Consider the following 18,715-nt stretch of genomic DNA (forward strand, 5'->3'; position numbering starts at 1 on the left):
GGATTTTCAAAGATCGAGCTCGGCTACGGGAATGATCTTGAAGAATTCGCCTGTCGACCAGACACCGAACCAGTCTTCGCCCTCGACCTCGTGCGCCTCTCCCAGATCGACGAGGCGATAAAAGCTCTTGCGGTCGATCAGGGCCTCAAGGCCGGCGCGAACGTGCACATAGGGCGAGGGCTCGCCATTTGCGTCACGGACCACGCGGATCGCATTTTCGCGGCCCGCGATCACGGTGTCTCCGACATTGGTCTTGAAGGTGATGACCTGCGCCGGGCCCTCGCCCGCGGCCTCGAAATCGACGGCGACGAAGGGCGCGTCCTCGACCTGGATGCCCACTTTCTCGACAGGCGTGACCAGGAAATAGGCGTCCCCCTCGCGCTTGAGGATGGTCGAGAACAGCCGCACCAGCGGTTTGCGCCCGATCGGCGTGCCCTCGTAGAACCACGTTCCGTCGCGTTTGATCTCCATGTCGAGATCGCCGCAAAACGGTGGATCCCATTGATCGACGGGCGGAAGCTTGCCGTCCCTCTGCGCCTGTTTCGCAGCGGCGATCAGGCTGTCGGGGCCGGGCTTGGCGGCGGTGTCGGTCGTCGCAGTGGCGGATTGGTCGCTCTGGCGGGTCACGATGATTTGTCCCCTTCCGGCTTTTGCCATTTGTGATCGGCGGAATAGGTCTGTTACCTGTAGCTACATATTCATTGCGCGGAGCTTTGCCATGGTCGACACCCCCACTTCGTCGCCAGAAACCCTCGTGGCCGAGATCGAGGCGTTGGGGCAGCGGTTGGCCGAGGCCAAGACGTCCATCGCGACCCGCATCATCGGGCAGGAGCAGGTGGTCGACCTGTCGCTGGCCGCGATGCTGTCGGGCGGTCACGCGCTGCTGATGGGTTTGCCGGGGCTCGGGAAAACGCTGTTGGTCGATACGCTGTCGACGGTGATGGGCCTGAGCGAGAACCGCATTCAGTTCACGCCAGACCTGATGCCCGCCGACATCCTCGGATCCGAAGTGCTTGAAACGGCCGCCGACGGCACCCGGTCCTTCCGCTTCATCGAGGGGCCGATCTTCTGCCAGCTTCTGATGGCCGACGAGATCAACCGCGCCAGCCCTCGGACGCAGTCGGCGCTGCTCCAGGCAATGCAGGAGCGCGAAGTGACCATCGCCGGGGAGCATCGCCCGCTGCCCGCGCCGTTCCACGTTCTCGCCACGCAAAACCCGATCGAGCAAGAGGGGACCTACCCCCTTCCCGAAGCGCAGCTTGACCGGTTCCTGGTGAAGATCGACGTCGATTACCCGGATCGCGAGACGGAGCGCGGCATTCTTATCGCGACAACGGGCACCGAGCAGGCGACCGCCCACCAAGTCTTCGATGGCCCGTCGCTGATCGCGGCGCAGAAACTGGTGCGCCAGATGCCCGTGGGCGAGGCCGTGGTCGAGGCCATCCTCGACCTGGTGCGCGCCTGTCGCCCCGAAAGCGAGGAAGCGCCCGACGTGGTGAAATCCTCGGTCGCTTGGGGCCCCGGGCCGCGGGCGGCACAGGCCCTGATGCTGACGGCGCGCGCGCGTGCCGTCTTGGACGGACGGCTTGCCCCCTCGGTCGACGACGTGGCGGCCCTGGCCCGTCCGGTTCTGTCGCACCGCATGGCGCTGAGTTTCGCCGCGCGGGCCGAGGGTCGCGTGCTGGAGCAAGTCATCGACGAGGTCACGGCGCGCGTCACCCATGTCGAGGCCGCGGCTTGAGCCAATCCGCCCTGCATACGCCGGACACGCTGCGATCACGCTCCGAGGCGCTGGCAGGCACCTTGCCGGCGCTCATGGCCGATGCGCAGCATCTGGCGGCGACGGTCCTTCTGGGAACGCATGGCCGCAAGCGGGCGGGCACGGGCGACGAGTTCTGGCAATACCGTCCGGCCGAAGCGGGCGATGCGATGCGGTCCATTGATTGGCGCCGCTCGGCCAGGTCGGATGGGCATTTCCTGCGTCAGACGGAATGGCAGGCGGCGCAATCGGTGATGCTGGGTGTCGACGATGCGGCCTCGATGACCTTCACGGGGGCGAAGTCGCGCCCCTCCAAGCTGCGCCGCGCGCAGACACTGGCCATGGCGGTCGGCATTCTGGCCGTGCATGGCGGCGAGCGGGTTGGCCTGACCCATCTGAACGAGCCGCCCCGCGGCGGGCGTGGCCAGTTGATGAGGATGGCGCAGGCCCTGATGGATGGGCACGAGGCCGGGGATTACGGCGTGCCGCGCCCCAGGGTGATGCCGATGGGCAGCCGGGCGGTGTTCTTTTCCGATTTCCTCGGCGATCCGGCCCCGATTGAAGAGGTTCTGGGCCGCGCGGCGGATCGCGGCGTGAAGGGCGCCTTGGTGCAGGTCCTCGACCCGGATGAAGAGGCCTTTCCCTACGGCGGGCGCACGGTGTTCGAATCCATGTCCGGCGCGATCCGGTTCGAGACGCTCAAGGCGAAATCACTGCGCGAGGAGTATCTTGGGCGACTGGCCGAGCGTAAGGACCGGCTGGACCGCGCGACGCGGCGCACCGGTTGGCGCTTCACGATCCATCACACGGACCAGCCCGCCGAACCCACGCTGCTATGGCTCTACCGCGCACTGGAAAAGGTGCGGGCATGAGCGGGGGGCGGAAAACTCGAGTTTTCCGGGGCGATTTCCTTGAGGAAATCGTGCCGTTTTTCTCGAGAAAAACGTGCCTCGCGTCGGGCAGGGGTGTGCGCGCATGATCGGGTCGCTGGCCTTCACCACGCCGCTGCTTTTGACGGCGCTGATCGCTTTGCCGGTCCTGTGGTGGCTCTTGCGCGCCGTGCCGCCCGCACCAATCCGGCGGCGCTTTCCCGGGGTCGCGCTTCTGCTGGGTCTGAAAGACGACGAAAGCCAGACGGACAAGACGCCGTGGTGGCTGCTCCTGTTGCGGATGCTGGCCGTGGCTGCCGCGATCATCGGTTTCGCGGGGCCTGTGCTGAACCCACAGCAGGACCGCGCCGGAGACGGACCACTCCTTCTCGTCATGGACAGTTCCTGGGCGTCCGCCCGCGATTGGCCGGCCCGGCTGGATCGCGCTCGCCTTGCCTTGGAAGAGGCCGGGCGCGCGGGACGCACGGTGGCGCTTGTCCAACTCACCGACCTTCCGGCCGGGGACCTGCCCCTGCAATCCGCGGCAAGCTGGACCGCGCGCATGGCCTCCCTGGAGCCGGCCCCCTACGTCCCGGATTTCCAAGCGGCGGCAGACTGGGCTGCAAACCTGGATGCGGGGCTGGAGATGCTCTGGTTCTCGGACGGGCTGGACCATGCCGGGCGCGATGACCTGCTGGACGCTTTCGAAGACCTCGGCCCGGTGTCGGTATTTCAAGGCGCTCGGGACGTGGTGGCGCTGGCCCCCGCCCGGTTCGAGGATGGCACGATCCGCACGCCCCTGATGCGGCAGGGCGGCACGGGCCCGCGCGATGTGACGGTGGTCGCCCATGGCCTCGACCCCGCGGGCATCCCCCGTGACCTGGCACGCGAGACGGTCACGTTCGAGGGCGGTGCGATGGAGACCGACGCGGTGTTCGACCTGCCGCCGGAATTGCGCAACCGCATCACGCGGTTCGAAGTGGCGGGCGAACGTTCGGCCGGGGCCGTGGCCCTGGCCGATGACGGTCTGCAACGCCGCGAGGTCGCCCTGATCGCGGCAGGTGGCGAGGACGAGGGGCAAGCGCTCCTGTCGCCCTTGCACTACCTGCGCCAAGCCCTCGCCCCGACGGCGGACCTGATGGAAGGCACTTTGTCGGACATGCTGCTGGCCAGCCCCGATGTCATGATCCTTGCGGATGTCGCAACGATCTCGGCGGATGTGGAAGAGGCCCTGATCGCCTGGGTCGAGAACGGCGGCTTGCTCCTGCGCTTTGCCGGACCGCGGATCGCGGCCTCGGACCTCGCGCGGGAGGAAGTCGGGCCGCTGATGCCCGTGCGATTGCGTGCGGGGGGGCGCACCGTTGGCGGCGCGATGTCGTGGGGGGAGCCCAAGGCGTTGCGGCCGTTCGACGAAACCTCGCCCTTTTACGGCCTGACCATCCCCGAGGATGTGCGCGTCTCTTCGCAGGTCATGGCACAGCCCGATCCGACCCTGTCGGAGCGCACCATTGCCTCGCTCTCGGATGGTACGCCGCTGGTCACGCGCGCCGCACTGGGGCAGGGCAGCGTGGTCCTGTTCCACGTCACAGCGAATGCGGAATGGTCGACCTTGCCGCTGTCCGGCCTGTTCGTGCAGATGCTGGAGCGTTTGGCGGTGTCCACCCGCCCCGCGGTGCCGGATGCGGCGGACCTCGAAGGCACGACCTGGGTGCCGGAAGAGGTGCTCGATGGCTTCGGCATCCTGCGCGATGCAGGGACCCGGCCCGGCGTGGCCGGAGAGGACCTCGCTGATGCGCCTCTGACCGCCAACCTTCTGCCGGGGCTTTATTCTGACGGAGAGCGCCGGATCGCGCGCAACGTCATCACCGACGGCATGACGCTGCGTGCTGCCTCATGGCCCGCGCGCATCCCGGTCGAGGGGATGACGATGATTGCCCCGACCGACCTGATGGCGGCGTTCCTGACAGGGGCGTTGATCCTTCTCCTGATCGACGCGATCGCCGCCCTTTGGCTGGCGGGGCGGCTATCGGGCCTGTCGCGCGGCGCGGCCATCGTAGCGGCCTGCCTTCTGCTGGCCCCTGACGCGCAGGCGCAGGACCTGTCCATCGAGGACGAGTTGGCGCTTCTGGCGACGTCCGAAGTCACCCTCGCCTATGTCCTGACAGGGGATGCCGAATTGGACGAGGTCAGTCGCGCGGGCCTTACGGGCCTTTCGAACGTGTTGTGGCAACGCACCTCGGTGGAACCGGCCGCGCCCATGGGGGTCGACCTGGAAAGCGATGTGCTGACCTTTTTCCCGATGCTCTACTGGCCGGTATCGGTCGATCAGCCGCTTCCCTCGCCCGAGGCCTACCGACGGCTGAACGACTACCTGCGCGGGGGCGGAATGATCGTCTTCGACACGCGCGACGCGCATATCGGCGGCTTCGGGTCGGGCACGCCCGAGGGGCGGCATCTGCGTGCGCTGGCCGCGCCGCTAGATATTCCGCCGCTGGAGCCGATCCCCGAGGATCATGTTCTGACGCGCACCTTCTACCTGCTTCAGCATTTCCCGGGCCGCCACACGAGCCCCGATGTCTGGGTCGAGGCCGCGCCGCCCGATGCCGAACAGATAGAGGGCATGCCGTTTCGCAACCTCAACGATGGCGTGACGCCGGTGCTGATCGGCGGCAACGATTGGGCCGCGGCCTGGGCGGTGAATGACATGGGCCGTCCCATGTTCCCGGTCGGGCGGGGCATGACGGGCGATCGCCAGCGCGAGATTGCCTACCGCTTCGGTGTGAACCTCGTGATGCATGTGCTGTCGGGCAACTACAAATCCGACCAGGTGCATGTGCCCGCACTTCTTGACCGGTTGGGGCAGTAAGCATGGATTTCGCACGCCAAGTCCTGATCGACCCGCTTTTGCCGATGCCGGTGCTTTATGCGCTCGGGGGGGCGGTGCTGTTGGTCGTGGCCCTGTCCGTCTGGCGGGGGCTTTCCGGCTGGCCCTATCGCCTGCTGGCCGGGGCGGCGCTGCTGGCGGCGCTTCTCAACCCGTCGCTGCAATCGGAAGACCGCGAACCGCTCTCTGACATCGTGCTGGTCGTGATCGACCAATCGGCAAGCCAGCGCCTGTCGGACCGCGAAACCCAGACCGCCGAGGCGCTTGAGGGGCTGGAACGCGAAGTGGCCGGTCTGGGGATGGAACTGCGCGTCTCATCCGTGGGGGATGCCGCGGACAATGCCGGCACGCTTCTGATGGCCGAACTCAGCCGCATGATGGCAGAGGAGCCGCGCGCGCGCATCGCCGGGGCCATCCTGCTGACGGATGGGCAGCTCCACGATGCCGATTTGGTGCCCGACATGCCCGCCCCGATCCACGCCCTGCTGACGGGGCGCGAAGGGGATTGGGACCGGCGCCTCGTCATCGAAACGGCCCCGGCCTTCGCCATCATCGACGAGGAATTCACCCTGCGCCTGCGGATCGAGGATCAGGGCGCGGTGCCTGCCGAGCTTGCCGGCCGCTCCGAGATCGAGATCGCCATCGATGGCGGTGAACCGCAAAGCTACCTGGTGCCGGTTGGTGAAACGCTGGAACTGCCCCTGACGCTGGACCATGCCGGGCAAAACGTCGTGCAGTTCACGGTGCCCGAGGCCGAGGGCGAGTTGACGGACCGCAACAACGCCGCCGTGGTGCAAATCAACGGCATCCGCGACCGGCTGCGCGTCCTGCTGGTTTCGGGCGAGCCGCATCCCGGCCAGCGGACGTGGCGCAATCTCCTGAAGTCGGACCCGGCTGTGGACCTTGTTCATTTCACCATTCTGCGCCCGCCCGACAAGCAGGACGGTGTTCCGGTATCGGAACTCTCGCTGATCGCCTTCCCCACGCGGGAGCTGTTCATGGAGGCGGTGGACGAGTTCGACCTGATCATCTTCGACCGCTACCAGCGGCGCGGCATCCTGCCGATGCTCTATATCGACAATATCCGGCGCTACGTCGAAGACGGCGGGGCGCTCCTGCTGGCGGCGGGGCCGGACTTTGCCTCTGCGGCCTCCCTCTACCGAACGCCTCTGGCCGATATCCTGCCGGGCGAGCCGACGGCACGCGTGATCTCTGCCCCGTTCCTGCCTGAGATTTCCGAGCTGGGGCAGCGTCATCCGGTGACAGCGGGGCTGGAGGCCGAGCACACGCCGCTGCCCGATAGCGAGGCGCCTTGGGGGCGTTGGTTCCGCCAGATCGAGTTGCAGGAACGTGGTGGACAGACGGTGATGATCGGGGCCGAGGGCGCGCCGCTTCTGATGCTGGACCGCGTCGGCGAAGGCCGCGTGGCCGAGCTTGCCTCGGACAATGCCTGGCTCTGGGATCGCGGCTACGAGGGGGGCGGTCCACAGCTGGAACTGCTGCGCCGGCTGGCCCACTGGATGATGGGCGAGCCTGACCTCGAGGAAGAGGCGCTGGTGGCCGAGGCCGACGGTCAGACCATCACCATCACGCGGCGGACCCTCGCCAACGCGGTGGGCGAGGTGATCGTGACGGCGCCCGATGGCAGCGAAGAGGTCGTGGTGCTGGAGGAAACTGCTCCGGGCCGATTCACCGCCGAGATCGAGGGGGCTGAGCAGGGGCTCTATCGCCTGACCGACGGCCTTCTGGACACGGTCATCGCGCTTGGCCCCGCGGCCCCGCGCGAATTCGAAGAGACCATTGCCTCAGGCGATCGCCTGACCGAGGTGGTCACGCCCCTGTCCGGCGGTATCCTGCGGCTTGAAGACGGTCTGCCCGACCTGCGCCGGGTCTCCGAGGGGCGCAACGCCTCGGGCCGGGGGTGGATCGGGCTGACAACCCGCGAGGCTTACTTGACGACGGATATCACGGTCACGCCGCTTATCTCTGCATGGCTCTTCCTGCTGATCGCGGCGGGCCTGATGCTGGCGGGGTGGCTGCGCGAAGGGCGTCAGTAGCGGGTCCATCCAAAAGGACCGGGCCAAAACTGGCCCTGTCCCATCCTTCGACCGTCGTGCGGGCGCGGATCATGACCTCGGTCACCTCCGCCGGGATCGCGACGCCCGACAGGGATCGTGTGAAGGGCTGTTCCTCGACATGCGGGTGGAGCAACTCGCGGGTGCCTAGAACCTCACCCGCGAGGGTCTCGATCCGCCAGCCATCGGCGTAATCATCCCAACCCGTGTCGCCATGGCGCAGCGTGACCGCGAAGCGCCAGCCGGTTTCGCCGCGCTCGGCCATGACATCGATGATTGCGGCAGGGTCAGCCTTTGCGGCCGTTGCAGAGAGGACGAGGCTGAGCATAAAGGCGCGGAACATGGGCGAACCCTAGCACGTCGCCCTCAGCCGCCCGGATCAAAACGGCTTGAACACCACGAGGTAGAGCACGACGATCACGGCCAGAACGCTGATCTCGTTGAAAACACGCAGGTAGAAATCGCTTTCGTCGAATTCACCCCGGCGCGCGCGCAGCACCAACCGCCCGGTCCAGCCGTAATGCACCGCCAGCGCCGTCACGAGCCCCAGTTTCACCCAGGCCCAGGTCGGAAAGCCCCACCACCAGAACAGGTAGAGGCCCGACAGAATCGCGATGACGCCAAGGCCGAGCGAAAAGCGGTAGATGCGTATTGTCAGGTCGCCCGTGGGCCCGAACTCACCCAGCTTCGCATACTCGCGTTTCCAGTAAATCAGGGCGCGCGGCACCGCGAAGATGCCGGTCATCCACCCGAGAACGCACAACAAATGCAGAACTTTGATCCATTCCATGCCGTCACCAGTGACGCCGGGCGGCCCGATCTGCAAGATGCGAGAATGTCCCAGGGTGATTTTCGTTGCCTTGAGGCGTTATTGGTTATATTTCTTTACCAATTCCTAGGCGACACGGAGGAGGACCGCCCATGGAGATGCCTGCACCCGATACCGACATCCTGTCCCGCAAGGACCGGATCGTGCAGAGATTGCAAACAGTTTTGCCGAAGACAGCGGTCATCCATGACGATGTCGAGACGCGCGCCTATGAATGCGACGCGCTGACGGCCTACAAATGCCCACCCCTCGCGGCGGTTCTGCCCTCTACGACCGAGGAAGTGGCCGCCGTTCTGAAGATCTGCCACGGGGAAGGCGTGCCCGTTGTGCCCCGTGGGGCAGGGACCTCGCTGGCCGGGGGGGCGCTGCCCACGGCTGATAGCGTGATCCTGGGCGTGGCCCGCATGAACCGCGTGCTGGAGGTCGATTACGACAACCGCTTCATCCGCGTTCAATCGGGCCGCACCAACTTGAGCGTGACCGGTGCGGTGGAGCAGGAAGACTTCTTCTACGCGCCCGACCCCTCCAGCCAGTTGGCCTGCGCGATCGCGGGCAACATTGCGATGAATTCCGGCGGGGCGCATTGCCTGAAATACGGCGTGACGACGAATAACCTTTTGGGCGTGACCATGGTCACGATGGAGGGCGAGATCCTCGAGATCGGGGGCGCGCATCTGGACGCGGCGGGCTACGATCTGCTGGGGCTGATCTGTGGCTCTGAGGGGCAGTTGGGCGTCGTGACCGAGGCGACGCTGCGCATCCTGCGCAAGCCCGAGGGCGCCCGGCCTGTGCTGATCGGCTATGACAGCAACGAGGTCGCGGGCGAATGCGTCAGCGACATCATCAAGGCGGGCGTGCTGCCGGTGGCCATCGAGTTCATGGACCGGCCCTGCATCCGCGCGACCGAGGCATTCGCCAAGGCGGGCTATCCCGATTGCGAGGCGCTGCTGATCGTCGAGGTCGAAGGATCCGAGGCCGAGATCGCCGAGCAGCTTGGCGTCATCACGCAGATCGCGCGGCGTCACAACCCGGTTGAGTTGCGCGAGGCGCAATCGGCGGACGAGGCGGCGCGCATCTGGCTGGGCCGGAAATCGGCCTTCGGTGCGATGGGTAATATCAACGATTACATGTGCCTTGACGGGACCATCCCGGTGTCGTCTCTGCCCTACGTCCTGAAGCGGATCGGCGAGATGTCCGAGGAATTCGGGCTGGACGTGGCCAACGTGTTCCATGCGGGCGACGGCAACATGCACCCGCTGATCCTGTTCGACGCGAACAAGCCGGGCGACCTGGAAACCTGCGAAGCCTTCGGCGCCGAGATCCTGAAGCTCTGTGTCGAGGTGGGCGGCTGCCTGACCGGCGAGCATGGCGTGGGGATCGAGAAGCGTGACCTGATGACGACCCAGTTCGCGCCCGATGACCTCGAGGTGCAGATGCGGGTGAAGGACGTTTTCGACGCCAAGTGGTTGCTGAACCCGGCCAAGGTGTTCCCGCTGTCGGTCTCTGCCGAACGCAGGGGTTTCGCCGCCTGACGGCGGCGACCCGTGCGAGGGGGCTGTCTGCCCCCTCGCGCTCCCCCGAGAGTTTTCTTGCCAAGATGAAGGAGCGGGCGTGGTGCTGACCCCTGCCGACGAGAAGGAACTGAGCGAAATGGTGGCTGCCGCCAGCGGGCCTTTGAGGATCGCGGGGGGCGGGACCCGACCGATCGGACGGCACGTGGAGGGGGATACGCTATCGGTTGCGCGCTTGTCCGGTGTCGAGCTTTACGAGCCGGGCGCGCTGACCCTTGTGGTTGGGGCAGGGACGCCGGTGGCTGAGGTTGAGCGTGTTCTGGGCGAAGAGAACCAGCGTCTGCCCTTCGAGCCGATGGATCACCGCGCGTTGCTGGGGACGGATGGCACGCCGACCATCGGCGGGGTCGTGGCCACCAATGCCTCTGGCCCGCGGCGCATCCAGGCAGGGGCCTGCCGCGACAGCTTGATCGGGGTGCGGTTCGTCGATGGGGCTGGCACGCGGCTGAAGAACGGGGGGCGGGTGATGAAGAACGTGACCGGCTATGACCTCGTGAAGCTGATGGCGGGAAGTCACGGCACGCTCGGCTTGCTGACGGAAGTGAGCTTCAAGGTCCTGCCCGCGCCCGCCGCCCAGGCCACGGTGTCGCTGCCAGGGCTCAGCCCGGCGCAGGCGGTGGAGGCGATGGCGGTGGCGCTTGGATCGCCCTACGAGGTGAGCGGGGCGGCGCATCTGCCGGATGCCGACGGCGGCCCGGTGACAGTGCTGCGGCTGGAGGGGTTTGCCGACAGCGTCGCCTATCGCAGTGGCAAGCTGGGCGACGCGTTGAAGCGGTTCGGGGCAGCCCATGTCGAGACCGGCAGCGCCGAGGTTGCGGCGACATGGCGCGCGATCCGCGATGTGGAGGCGTTCGCCGGGACGCCCGGGGATGTCTGGCGCCTGTCCGTCAAACCCTCGGATGGCGCGGAGATCGCCGAGCGCACCAGCGGCAAGGTGATGTTCGACTGGGGCGGAGGCTTGATCTGGGTGCTGGTGCCCGAGGGCACCGACCTGCGCGGTCGGCTCGGCGCCTTCGATGGCCACGCGACGCTGGTCCGGGCCAGCGTGGAGACGCGCGCTAAGCTTCCGGTCTTTCAACCCGAACCGGAGCCGCTGGCGCGGCTGTCGCGGGGGTTGCGGGAAAAATTCGATCCGCGGGGCATTCTGAACCCCGGTCTCATGGGGTAAGCGATGCAGACGACATTTACACCCGAGCAGTTGAAAGATGCGGCGACCGCGCGCTCGAACGAGATCTTGCGCACCTGCGTGCATTGCGGGTTCTGCACCGCGACCTGCCCGACCTACCAGGTCCTGGGCGACGAGCTCGATAGCCCGCGCGGGCGGATCTATCTGATCAAGGACATGCTGGAATCCGGGCGGCCCGCGGATGAGAAAACCGTCAAGCATATCGACCGCTGCCTGTCCTGCCTTGCCTGCATGACGACCTGCCCCTCGGGGGTGCATTACATGCATCTTGTCGATCACGCGCGGGAGTATATCGAGCAGACCTACAAGCGCCCTTTCATGGATCGCGCGCTGCGTTGGGTGCTGGCACGGATCATTCCGTATCCGGGGCGGTTCCGTCTGGCGCTGCTCGGGGCCAAGATCGGGCGGCCTTTCGCGTTCCTGATGCCAGATGCGCGGCTGAAGGCGATGTTGGAGATGGCGCCCAAGCAGATCCCGCCGGTCAGCCGCAACGACGATGCGCAGGTCTTTCCGGCGGTGGGCGAGCGGCGGATGCGGGTCGCCCTGATGACGGGATGCGCGCAGCGGGCGCTGAATACCGATATCAACGACGCCACGATCCGGCTGCTGACGCGGCTGGGGGCCGAGGTCGTGATCGCCGATGGCCAGGGCTGTTGCGGGGCGTTGACCCATCACATGGGAAAATCCGACGAAAGCCATGCCTCGGCGGCGAAGAACATCCGCGCCTGGACGCGCGAGATGCAGGGCGAGGGGCTCGATGCCATCGTCATCAACACCAGCGGTTGCGGCACGACGGTGAAGGATTACGGCCACATGTTCCGCGAGGACGCGTTGGCCGATGACGCCGCTGCGGTGGCTGGTATCGCGATGGATGTCTCCGAGGTTCTGACGAAGCTGGGCCTGCCGGACGGGGCCGGTGTCGGCGGAGACACGCCCCTGAAGGTGGCCTATCACGCCGCCTGTTCCTTGCAGCATGGGCAGCAGATCAAGACGCTGCCGAAGGACCTGCTGAAGGCGGCGGGCTTCAAGGTCGTGGAGCCGGTGGACAGTCACCTGTGCTGTGGGTCTGCCGGGACCTACAACCTGATGCAGCCGGAGATCTCGAAGGAACTGAAGAAGCGCAAGGTCGAGACGCTGGAAATGACCAAGCCCGACCTGATCGCGGCAGGCAATATCGGCTGCATGATGCAGATCGGTTCGGGCACCGAGGTTCCGATCGTCCACACGGTCGAGTTGCTGGATTGGGCGACGGGTGGCCCAAAGCCGCCTGCCTTGCAGCGCGAGGGGGCGGCCGAGGTGCCGATCCTGCGCTAGTTGTCCTATTTTGGCTGACGCTCACTTTTCATCGGGTACGTCTTCCTCGATCAGGAGGTCCTCATCGACGCAGCTTCCGTCGACAATGATCGTGCCCGGCGGGCAGGCGTCGCTGAGGGGGTCCTCCTCCATCGGTTCCAGCGGCTCCATGGCGATGGTTGCACAATCATAGCTGTCAGTGCCGGGGGCGCAGGCCGAGGTGACGTGGCCCTCGACGGTGGGATCGTCACATTCGCCGTCATTGGCGAAGAGGCAGATGTTGTCGATGTTCTCGGGCGCCGTGTAATTGGCGCAATCGCTGCTGTCCGTCCCCGGCGCGCAGAGCCCCGAAACCGCCCCGTAGACCGAAGGATCGTCGCAATCGCCGTCATTCGCCCATTGGCACAGATCGTTCGCGACGGCCGGGGCAGTGCAGATGAAGGCCAGGAAAAGGGCCACGGAAAATGACGTTGGGCGGTATTTGGATAGGGCCATTTCGTTCTCCTCTCGCGTGATCAGGGCGCTTGCAGGTCGTGTCCTGAAAAGTCCTGAGCCCAAGCACGAAACATGGCCTTGATTCGGGTCAAAGGCGGGGGGCTTGGGCTGCCATGGCCGCAACCGCCCTTGGTGCCGTAATTCGGCCCGATTGCATGGGCACCGTCCTTGCCACCCGAATCTGACCTGTCCGCGCATGAAATACCTCTCGGTCCTTCTCATGGCGGTCCTTGCTGCGTTTCCGGCACTCGCGCAGCAGGACGGCCCTTTGCATAGCCTGACCACCGGCGACGACATCCGGGGGTGGGAAGCGGTCGGTCGTCTGGACACCGGGGTCAGTTTCTGCACCGCGACGTTGATCACACCCGAATTGGTGCTGACCGCGGCGCATTGCCTGTATCATCCGAGAACCGGTGCCCGACTCAGCGATGATGCGCTTCTGTTTCAGGCCGGCTTGCGAAACGGACGCCCCGAGGCGCTGAGGGGCGTGCGGGCAAGCCACGTCTCGCCGGGCTATGTCGCGGCCAACCGAACCGAGTTGTCGATGATCGCGCTGGACCTAGCGTTACTTGAACTGGACCTGCCGTTGCGCACGGGGCGGATTGCACCCATCCCGTCGGGCAGGGGGGCTATGCCGCGCACGGAGGTGACCGTGGTTTCCTACGGCCAGGATCGCGAGGCCTTCGCTTCCATCGAGGAGGGGTGCGAAATCCTCATGCGGCGCGACAGCGTGCGGTCGCTTTCCTGTCGCGTCGACCAGGGCAGTTCCGGTGCGCCGGTCATGCGGATGACGGTCGATGGACCCGAGATCATCGCGGTCATGGCGGCCAGCGGGCGGGACAGTGCGGGTGGCGCGATGTCCCTGGCTGTCGCGTTGGAGGGCCGGTTGGACGACCTGATGGCCATGCAGGGTGGCCACGCATCCGGCGGGGCCGTCACGATCATCCGCCCCGGCGCGACCGGTCGCGGGCGCTTGGAAGGCCATTTCATCCGCCCCTGATCCGATATGGCAACGGGCTTGAAACCCGTCCGCCACGATCCCAAATTTTGCGTATGCCGACGCCAATGACGGGTCGGCGTATCGTTCAGGCAGCGCCCGGGTTCGGGGCTGTCGCCCACATAAGTTGTCGCTCAATGGAGGATGACCCATGCGAAACTACGATCTTTCGCCGCTTTACCGTGCCACTGTCGGCTTTGACCGGATGGCCGACCTGCTCGACCGCGTGATGACGCAAGACACCGCGGCCAGCACCTACCCGCCCTACAACATCGAGAAGACCGCCGAAGATGCCTATCGCATCTCGATCGCCGTGGCCGGCTTCACCGAGGCCGAGTTGAGCGTCGAACAGCGCGAGACCGAACTGGTGATCGCCGCGCGCAAGGCCAAGGACGAGCAGCCGCGCACCTTCCTGCATCGCGGGATCGCGACGCGCGCGTTCGAAAAGCGCTTCCAACTGGCCGACCATGTCCGCGTGACCGGTGCGACCCACGAGAACGGCATGCTTCATGTCGATCTCGTTCGCGAAGTGCCCGAAGCCCTGAAGCCGCGCCAGATCGAGATCACCTCGTCGCGTCCGGCGGCCATCGAGGCCGAGAAGGCTGCCGATACCGAAACCGCCTGATCGCGTGTTGCGAGACTGTTGCGAGGGCGGCCCGATCGGGCCGCCCTTTTTGCGTCAGGGGGCCACGCGCAGGCGGCGCAGGCTGAACACCCCGGCAAGCGGGGCCAGGACGCACAGCGCGATCACTGCGCCATAGCCCGCGAGATCGACCAGGATCGCCCCGAGCCCCGGCGCCAAGGCGAAGGAAAAAAGCGACAGGCGCGCGACCGCCCCCGCGCTTTCGCCGAAACCGGCGTCGCCCATGACGTCGCGGGTCACGACCGGGCGCAGGATGCTGATGACGCCATAGCCAAGGCCTTGTCCGACCGCGAAGGCGAGGACCAGCCAGGGAAACGCTGCCGCCCCGGCCAAGGCCAAGGACGCCAAGGCCAGCATGATGAAGGCTGCTTGCGACAGGTGCCGCGCCTGCACGCGCGCGCCTGCCGGTGTCAGGATGATACGCCCGGACACCTGCGCCGGACCGATGAGAGAGGCCGCCAGGATCGCCATCGCATCCACCACGCCAAGCGATGCCATAAGCGGCAAAAGGTGGCTGAGCAGAATACCGGTGCCAAGTGCGCCGAACGCGAAACCGATCCCGAGCGGCCAGAACTCTGCCCGGGCGAACGGGCTGCGGCCCTTGCTTTTTGTCTGCGCTGGCGGGACCGGCGTCCGGTCGCGGGCCTCGGCCTCCAGCCGGCGGGCGGCGAATGTGGCGAGCGGAATGTTCAGGATCAGCACGAGGCCAGCCAGCACCCAAACGGCAGCGCGCCAGCCTGCGGCCTCGGTCACGGCAGCGGTCAAAGGGTAGGCGATGGTCGAGGCGAAACCCGCCACCAGCGTGATGGCGGTGATCGCCTGCCGGGCCGACGCGCCGCGCGCCCGTGTCACGATGGCAAAGCAGGCATCGTAAAGCGTGAAGCCCATCATCACCCCCAGCCACGCCCAGACCGCGTAGAACCCCCAGAGGCCCTGAACCTGTGTAAGCGCAACAAGGCCAACCACAGCACCCACCGCGCCAATCGGAAACCCACGGGGCGCAAAGCCCCGGTCGATCAGGCGACCGACGGACGGCGCCGCCAGCCCTTGCAACGCCAGCGCGACGCTGAAGGCCCCCATGGCCGCCGTCGCAGACCAGCCGAAATCCTGCTGCCAGTGCAGAACAAGCGCGGGAAAGCTGTAGAAGATTGCCGCCCAGATCAGGGTTTGCGCGAGCATGAACGCAAGGATGGGCGGATCGCGCAGAACGCTCATGGGATCAGGCGCAAGGGCTCAGAACCATTGCCCCGGTTCCATCAGCCCCAGTTCCATCAGTTGCAGCGACGACCAGTGAAACGGTACCGATTTGTGCCATCTGAAATCCGAGATGTCGTAGCGCGAACCGGGGTTCGTGCGCAGTGCCTTCGCCACCCGGAACGAACAGATCGCCGCCGACAGAGAGTTGTGCCACGGACAGGTGTAGGTGTTCATTTCCTCGTCGCTCAGCGTGTGATCGTCGCGCAGGTGAACCCCTGGCTGGGCCTGGAACAGGCCGACACGGTCGATCTTGCGCTTGGGCTGGGCGACGTGTTCCTCGAACCGCCATCTCAGGCCGCCGTAGAAGTCCAATTGCCGCTCCATCACGTCGCCGGCGGCGTTCTTTCGCGTTTGGGCGTAGTAGCCCGAACCGTCCAGCATCGCAGTGTCCAGGGATACGGCATCGGGATGCATGTTGAGGTCGGGCGCATAGAGGTCGATCACATAGGTCAGGATCGCGCTGCGGCGTTCCTCCATCACCCAGGTTGTCATCTCGCCGACGGTGCGATCCTCGCAGAACGGGTAGAAAAGGTATTCGCCGTTGAAACAGTAATGCACCCATTCACCCGGCACCTTCTCGGCCAGGGCGTTCACAGCCTTGGTCACGGCGCCGGGTTGGCGGGACGGATGGCGGATGATGTGACGTGTCTTCTCGGCGCCGGCCGGGGGTGGCGGCACGTCCAGTCCCGCGGGGGCCAGCACGAATATCGCCTTGAAGCCAAGGCTCTGTACGTGATCGAGGGTCGAGGCCAGTTCGACCCTGTCCTCGGCAATGACGAGGGCGAAGGGCCCTTTGCCGTATTGCCCCTTGGGGGCTGCCTTGAACTGATCCAGCGTGTCGAAATCCATGCCTGCCTGATCCGTGTCTGCCCCGCCCGCGCTGGCCTGCGCGGTTTTGCGCAGATTGGCCCCGGGCGCGCCGATTTGCAATCGCTCAACCGGGTGTGAGGGCAGGGGCGTTGATAGCCTTGCCCCCATGCGATACATGCCGCGGGTCAAAGAATGCTTACGGAACACGCGCCATGACCGGGACGAAGAAACTCTACGTCAAGACCTACGGCTGCCAGATGAATGTCTACGACAGCGAGCGCATGGCCGAGGCCCTGGGCGCGCAGGGCTACGAGCAGGTGGAGAGCCCCGAGGGCGCGGACATGATCCTGCTGAACACCTGCCACATCCGCGAGAAGGCCGCGGAAAAGGTCTATTCCGAGTTGGGCCGGTTCAAGCCGCTGCGCGAGGCGAACCCCGATCTGAAGATCGGGGTGGCGGGTTGCGTCGCGCAGGCCGAGGGCGAGGAGATCATGCGCCGCCAGCCGATGGTCGATCTGGTCGTGGGGCCGCAGACCTATCACCGCCTGCCGTCGATGATGGAAGCGCTCGGGCGTGGGGAAAAGGCGCTCGACACCGAGTTTCCCGAGGAAGACAAGTTCGCCCATCTCCCCAAGGCGCGTCTGCCCAAGCGTGGGCCGACCGCCTTCCTGACCGTGCAGGAAGGGTGTGACAAGTTCTGTTCCTTCTGCGTGGTGCCCTATACGCGCGGGGCCGAGGTCAGCCGCCCGGCCGACCGCCTGCTGCGCGAGGCGCGTGAACTGGTCGAACGGGGCGTGCGCGAGATCACGTTACTCGGGCAGAACGTGAACGCCTATCATGGCGCAGGCCCGGATGGCGGGGAATGGGGCCTTGCACGTCTGATCCGCGAGATGGCGCAGATCGACGGGCTGGATCGCATCCGCTTCACCACCTCGCACCCCAACGACATGGAGGACGACCTGATCGCCGCCCATGGCGATTGCGACAAGCTGATGCCTTATCTGCATCTGCCGGTTCAGGCGGGGTCGGACAAGGTCCTGAAGGCGATGAACCGCAAGCACACGGCCGAGCAATACATCCGCCTGATCGAGCGTATTCGCGCGGTGCGGCCCGATCTGCACCTGTCGGGCGATTTCATCGTCGGTTTCCCGGGCGAAACGGAAGAGGATTTCCAGGCCACGCTCGATCTGGTCGAGACCGTGGGCTACGGCACGGCCTATTCCTTCAAGTATTCCGCGCGCCCCGGCACGCCCGCCGCCGAACGCGCGATGGTCGATGCAGCCGAAGCCGACGACCGGCTGCAAAGGCTGCAAGCCCTGATCACCAAGCAGCAGCGTGCGACCCAGGACGCGATGGTGGGGCGCACGGTGTCGGTTCTGTTCGAGAAACCGGGCCGCATGCCTGGCCAGATGGTCGGCAAGTCGGAATACCTCCACGCGGTGCATGTGGACGGACCCGAGGGCCTTGCCGGGCAGATCGCCAGGGTCGAGATCGTGGAGAGCCGCCCGAATTCCCTGTCCGGTCGTCTGCTCGGCTGAGTCCGATCAACGGCGGCCCGGCGGGCTTTGCGCGATGATCTGGTTCAGGACGGCGATCATGCCGTCGGGGTTATGCACCGTCGACGGGTCGCGGCAGACCCGCTCGCCGATGGCGTGGGCCTCGGGCAGCGTGTAGCCCGCGGCGACCAGGCTGTCGGTGAATTGCGGGTTCGGTCGATCCCAGATCACGTCATCCCATGGCCCACGATAGCAGCTGATCGTGATGACCTGCCGTTGCGCCTGCACGTTGTAGGCGTGATCCTGTGCAACGGCGGATGGAACGGGGCCCAGAAGGCCGGCGGCGCATATGGCCGCGAACAGTGGTGTCTTGTACGTCATTGTCTTCCCCCAGTTGGCAGTCATCAGGGGCTGCGCCACGGCCTGACTGGGGCCGCGCGCGACTCCCTCAAGCCCGCGACCGTTCGACCATATCACGAAGCGCCACCGCGCAAGGTGTTTGCCCCCAAGATTCGACATACGCGGAAACAATCGCGGGCCCGCCGGCGCTT

Annotated in this window: 17 protein-coding genes; 10 read left to right on the forward strand and 7 right to left on the reverse strand. The window is 66.1% G+C overall.

Translation table 11 applies throughout. The features are described from left to right. Positions 1-6 precede the first annotated feature (6 nt). On the reverse strand, positions 7-657 hold the full coding sequence (locus KUV65_RS11885; protein WP_222190884.1) for a DUF1285 domain-containing protein: 651 nt from the start codon (positions 655-657) through the stop codon (positions 7-9). A 61-nt stretch (positions 658-718) separates the two neighbouring features. Between KUV65_RS11885 and KUV65_RS11890 the strand changes: the two genes are divergently transcribed. The 4 genes from KUV65_RS11890 (at position 719) to KUV65_RS11905 (ending at position 7,569) form a co-directional block, all read left to right on the forward strand. Then, positions 719-1,741 (forward strand): AAA family ATPase, encoded by a 1,023-nt coding sequence (locus KUV65_RS11890; RefSeq protein ID WP_222190886.1) that lies wholly within the window; start codon positions 719-721, stop codon positions 1,739-1,741. Then, positions 1,738-2,631 (forward strand): DUF58 domain-containing protein, encoded by an 894-nt coding sequence (locus KUV65_RS11895; RefSeq protein WP_222190888.1) that lies wholly within the window; start codon positions 1,738-1,740, stop codon positions 2,629-2,631. The genes KUV65_RS11890 and KUV65_RS11895 overlap by 4 nt, the downstream gene beginning before the upstream one ends. A gap of 103 nt (positions 2,632-2,734) precedes the next feature. Beyond that, on the forward strand, positions 2,735-5,494 hold the full coding sequence (locus KUV65_RS11900; RefSeq protein ID WP_222190890.1) for a DUF4159 domain-containing protein: 2,760 nt from the start codon (positions 2,735-2,737) through the stop codon (positions 5,492-5,494). 2 nt (positions 5,495-5,496) lie between these two features. After that, positions 5,497-7,569 carry a hypothetical protein gene (locus KUV65_RS11905; RefSeq protein WP_222190892.1) on the forward strand — a complete coding sequence of 691 codons (2,073 nt, stop codon included), beginning with the start codon at positions 5,497-5,499 and terminating at the stop codon, positions 7,567-7,569. Here KUV65_RS11905 and KUV65_RS11910 read toward each other — a convergent pair. After that, entirely contained in the window at positions 7,493-7,930 is a 438-nt protein-coding gene (locus KUV65_RS11910) for a hypothetical protein (RefSeq protein ID WP_222190894.1), read from the reverse strand. The two genes, KUV65_RS11905 and KUV65_RS11910, sit on opposite strands and share 77 nt — an antisense overlap. A gap of 36 nt (positions 7,931-7,966) precedes the next feature. After that, positions 7,967-8,377, reverse strand: coding sequence for a CopD family protein (locus KUV65_RS11915; protein ID WP_222190895.1), 411 nt, complete (start codon positions 8,375-8,377; stop codon positions 7,967-7,969). 137 nt (positions 8,378-8,514) lie between these two features. Between KUV65_RS11915 and KUV65_RS11920 the strand changes: the two genes are divergently transcribed. The 3 genes from KUV65_RS11920 to glcF all read left to right on the forward strand — a co-directional run bounded on the left by KUV65_RS11920 (position 8,515) and on the right by glcF (position 12,487). Continuing rightward, the gene (locus KUV65_RS11920; protein ID WP_222191272.1) at positions 8,515-9,948 is read left to right on the forward strand and encodes an FAD-linked oxidase C-terminal domain-containing protein; all 1,434 of its coding nucleotides are present in this window, start codon (positions 8,515-8,517) and stop codon (positions 9,946-9,948) included. Positions 9,949-10,030: 82 nt separating this feature from the next. Then, entirely contained in the window at positions 10,031-11,155 is a 1,125-nt protein-coding gene (locus KUV65_RS11925) for an FAD-binding protein (protein ID WP_308124659.1), read from the forward strand. A gap of 3 nt (positions 11,156-11,158) precedes the next feature. Continuing rightward, positions 11,159-12,487: a glycolate oxidase subunit GlcF gene (glcF, locus tag KUV65_RS11930; RefSeq protein WP_222190897.1), complete on the forward strand. Its 1,329-nt coding sequence runs from the start codon at positions 11,159-11,161 to the stop codon at positions 12,485-12,487. A gap of 21 nt (positions 12,488-12,508) precedes the next feature. On the opposite strand, the gene KUV65_RS11935 is transcribed toward glcF, so the two are convergent. After that, on the reverse strand, positions 12,509-12,925 hold the full coding sequence (locus KUV65_RS11935; protein WP_222190899.1) for a hypothetical protein: 417 nt from the start codon (positions 12,923-12,925) through the stop codon (positions 12,509-12,511). Positions 12,926-13,157: 232 nt separating this feature from the next. Between KUV65_RS11935 and KUV65_RS11940 the strand changes: the two genes are divergently transcribed. Continuing rightward, on the forward strand, positions 13,158-13,961 hold the full coding sequence (locus KUV65_RS11940; protein ID WP_222190901.1) for a trypsin-like serine peptidase: 804 nt from the start codon (positions 13,158-13,160) through the stop codon (positions 13,959-13,961). A gap of 148 nt (positions 13,962-14,109) precedes the next feature. Beyond that, positions 14,110-14,583 (forward strand): Hsp20 family protein, encoded by a 474-nt coding sequence (locus KUV65_RS11945; protein WP_222190903.1) that lies wholly within the window; start codon positions 14,110-14,112, stop codon positions 14,581-14,583. 54 nt (positions 14,584-14,637) lie between these two features. Here KUV65_RS11945 and KUV65_RS11950 read toward each other — a convergent pair whose 3' ends face one another. Beyond that, positions 14,638-15,816 (reverse strand): MFS transporter, encoded by a 1,179-nt coding sequence (locus KUV65_RS11950; RefSeq protein ID WP_222190905.1) that lies wholly within the window; start codon positions 15,814-15,816, stop codon positions 14,638-14,640. Positions 15,817-15,834: 18 nt separating this feature from the next. Beyond that, positions 15,835-16,875 (reverse strand): hypothetical protein, encoded by a 1,041-nt coding sequence (locus KUV65_RS11955; RefSeq protein WP_222190907.1) that lies wholly within the window; start codon positions 16,873-16,875, stop codon positions 15,835-15,837. A 5-nt stretch (positions 16,876-16,880) separates the two neighbouring features. Here KUV65_RS11955 and miaB point away from each other — a divergent pair, with 5 nt between their 5' ends. Then, the gene (gene miaB / locus KUV65_RS11960; RefSeq protein WP_222190909.1) at positions 16,881-18,206 is read left to right on the forward strand and encodes a tRNA (N6-isopentenyl adenosine(37)-C2)-methylthiotransferase MiaB; all 1,326 of its coding nucleotides are present in this window, start codon (positions 16,881-16,883) and stop codon (positions 18,204-18,206) included. A gap of 6 nt (positions 18,207-18,212) precedes the next feature. Here miaB and KUV65_RS11965 read toward each other — a convergent pair whose 3' ends face one another. Continuing rightward, positions 18,213-18,545: a hypothetical protein gene (locus KUV65_RS11965; RefSeq protein WP_222190911.1), complete on the reverse strand. Its 333-nt coding sequence runs from the start codon at positions 18,543-18,545 to the stop codon at positions 18,213-18,215. Positions 18,546-18,715: the final 170 nt, after the last annotated feature.

The organism is Maritalea mobilis (genome assembly GCF_019800885.1).
Lineage (GTDB): Bacteria > Pseudomonadota > Alphaproteobacteria > Rhodobacterales > Rhodobacteraceae > Roseibacterium > Roseibacterium beibuensis.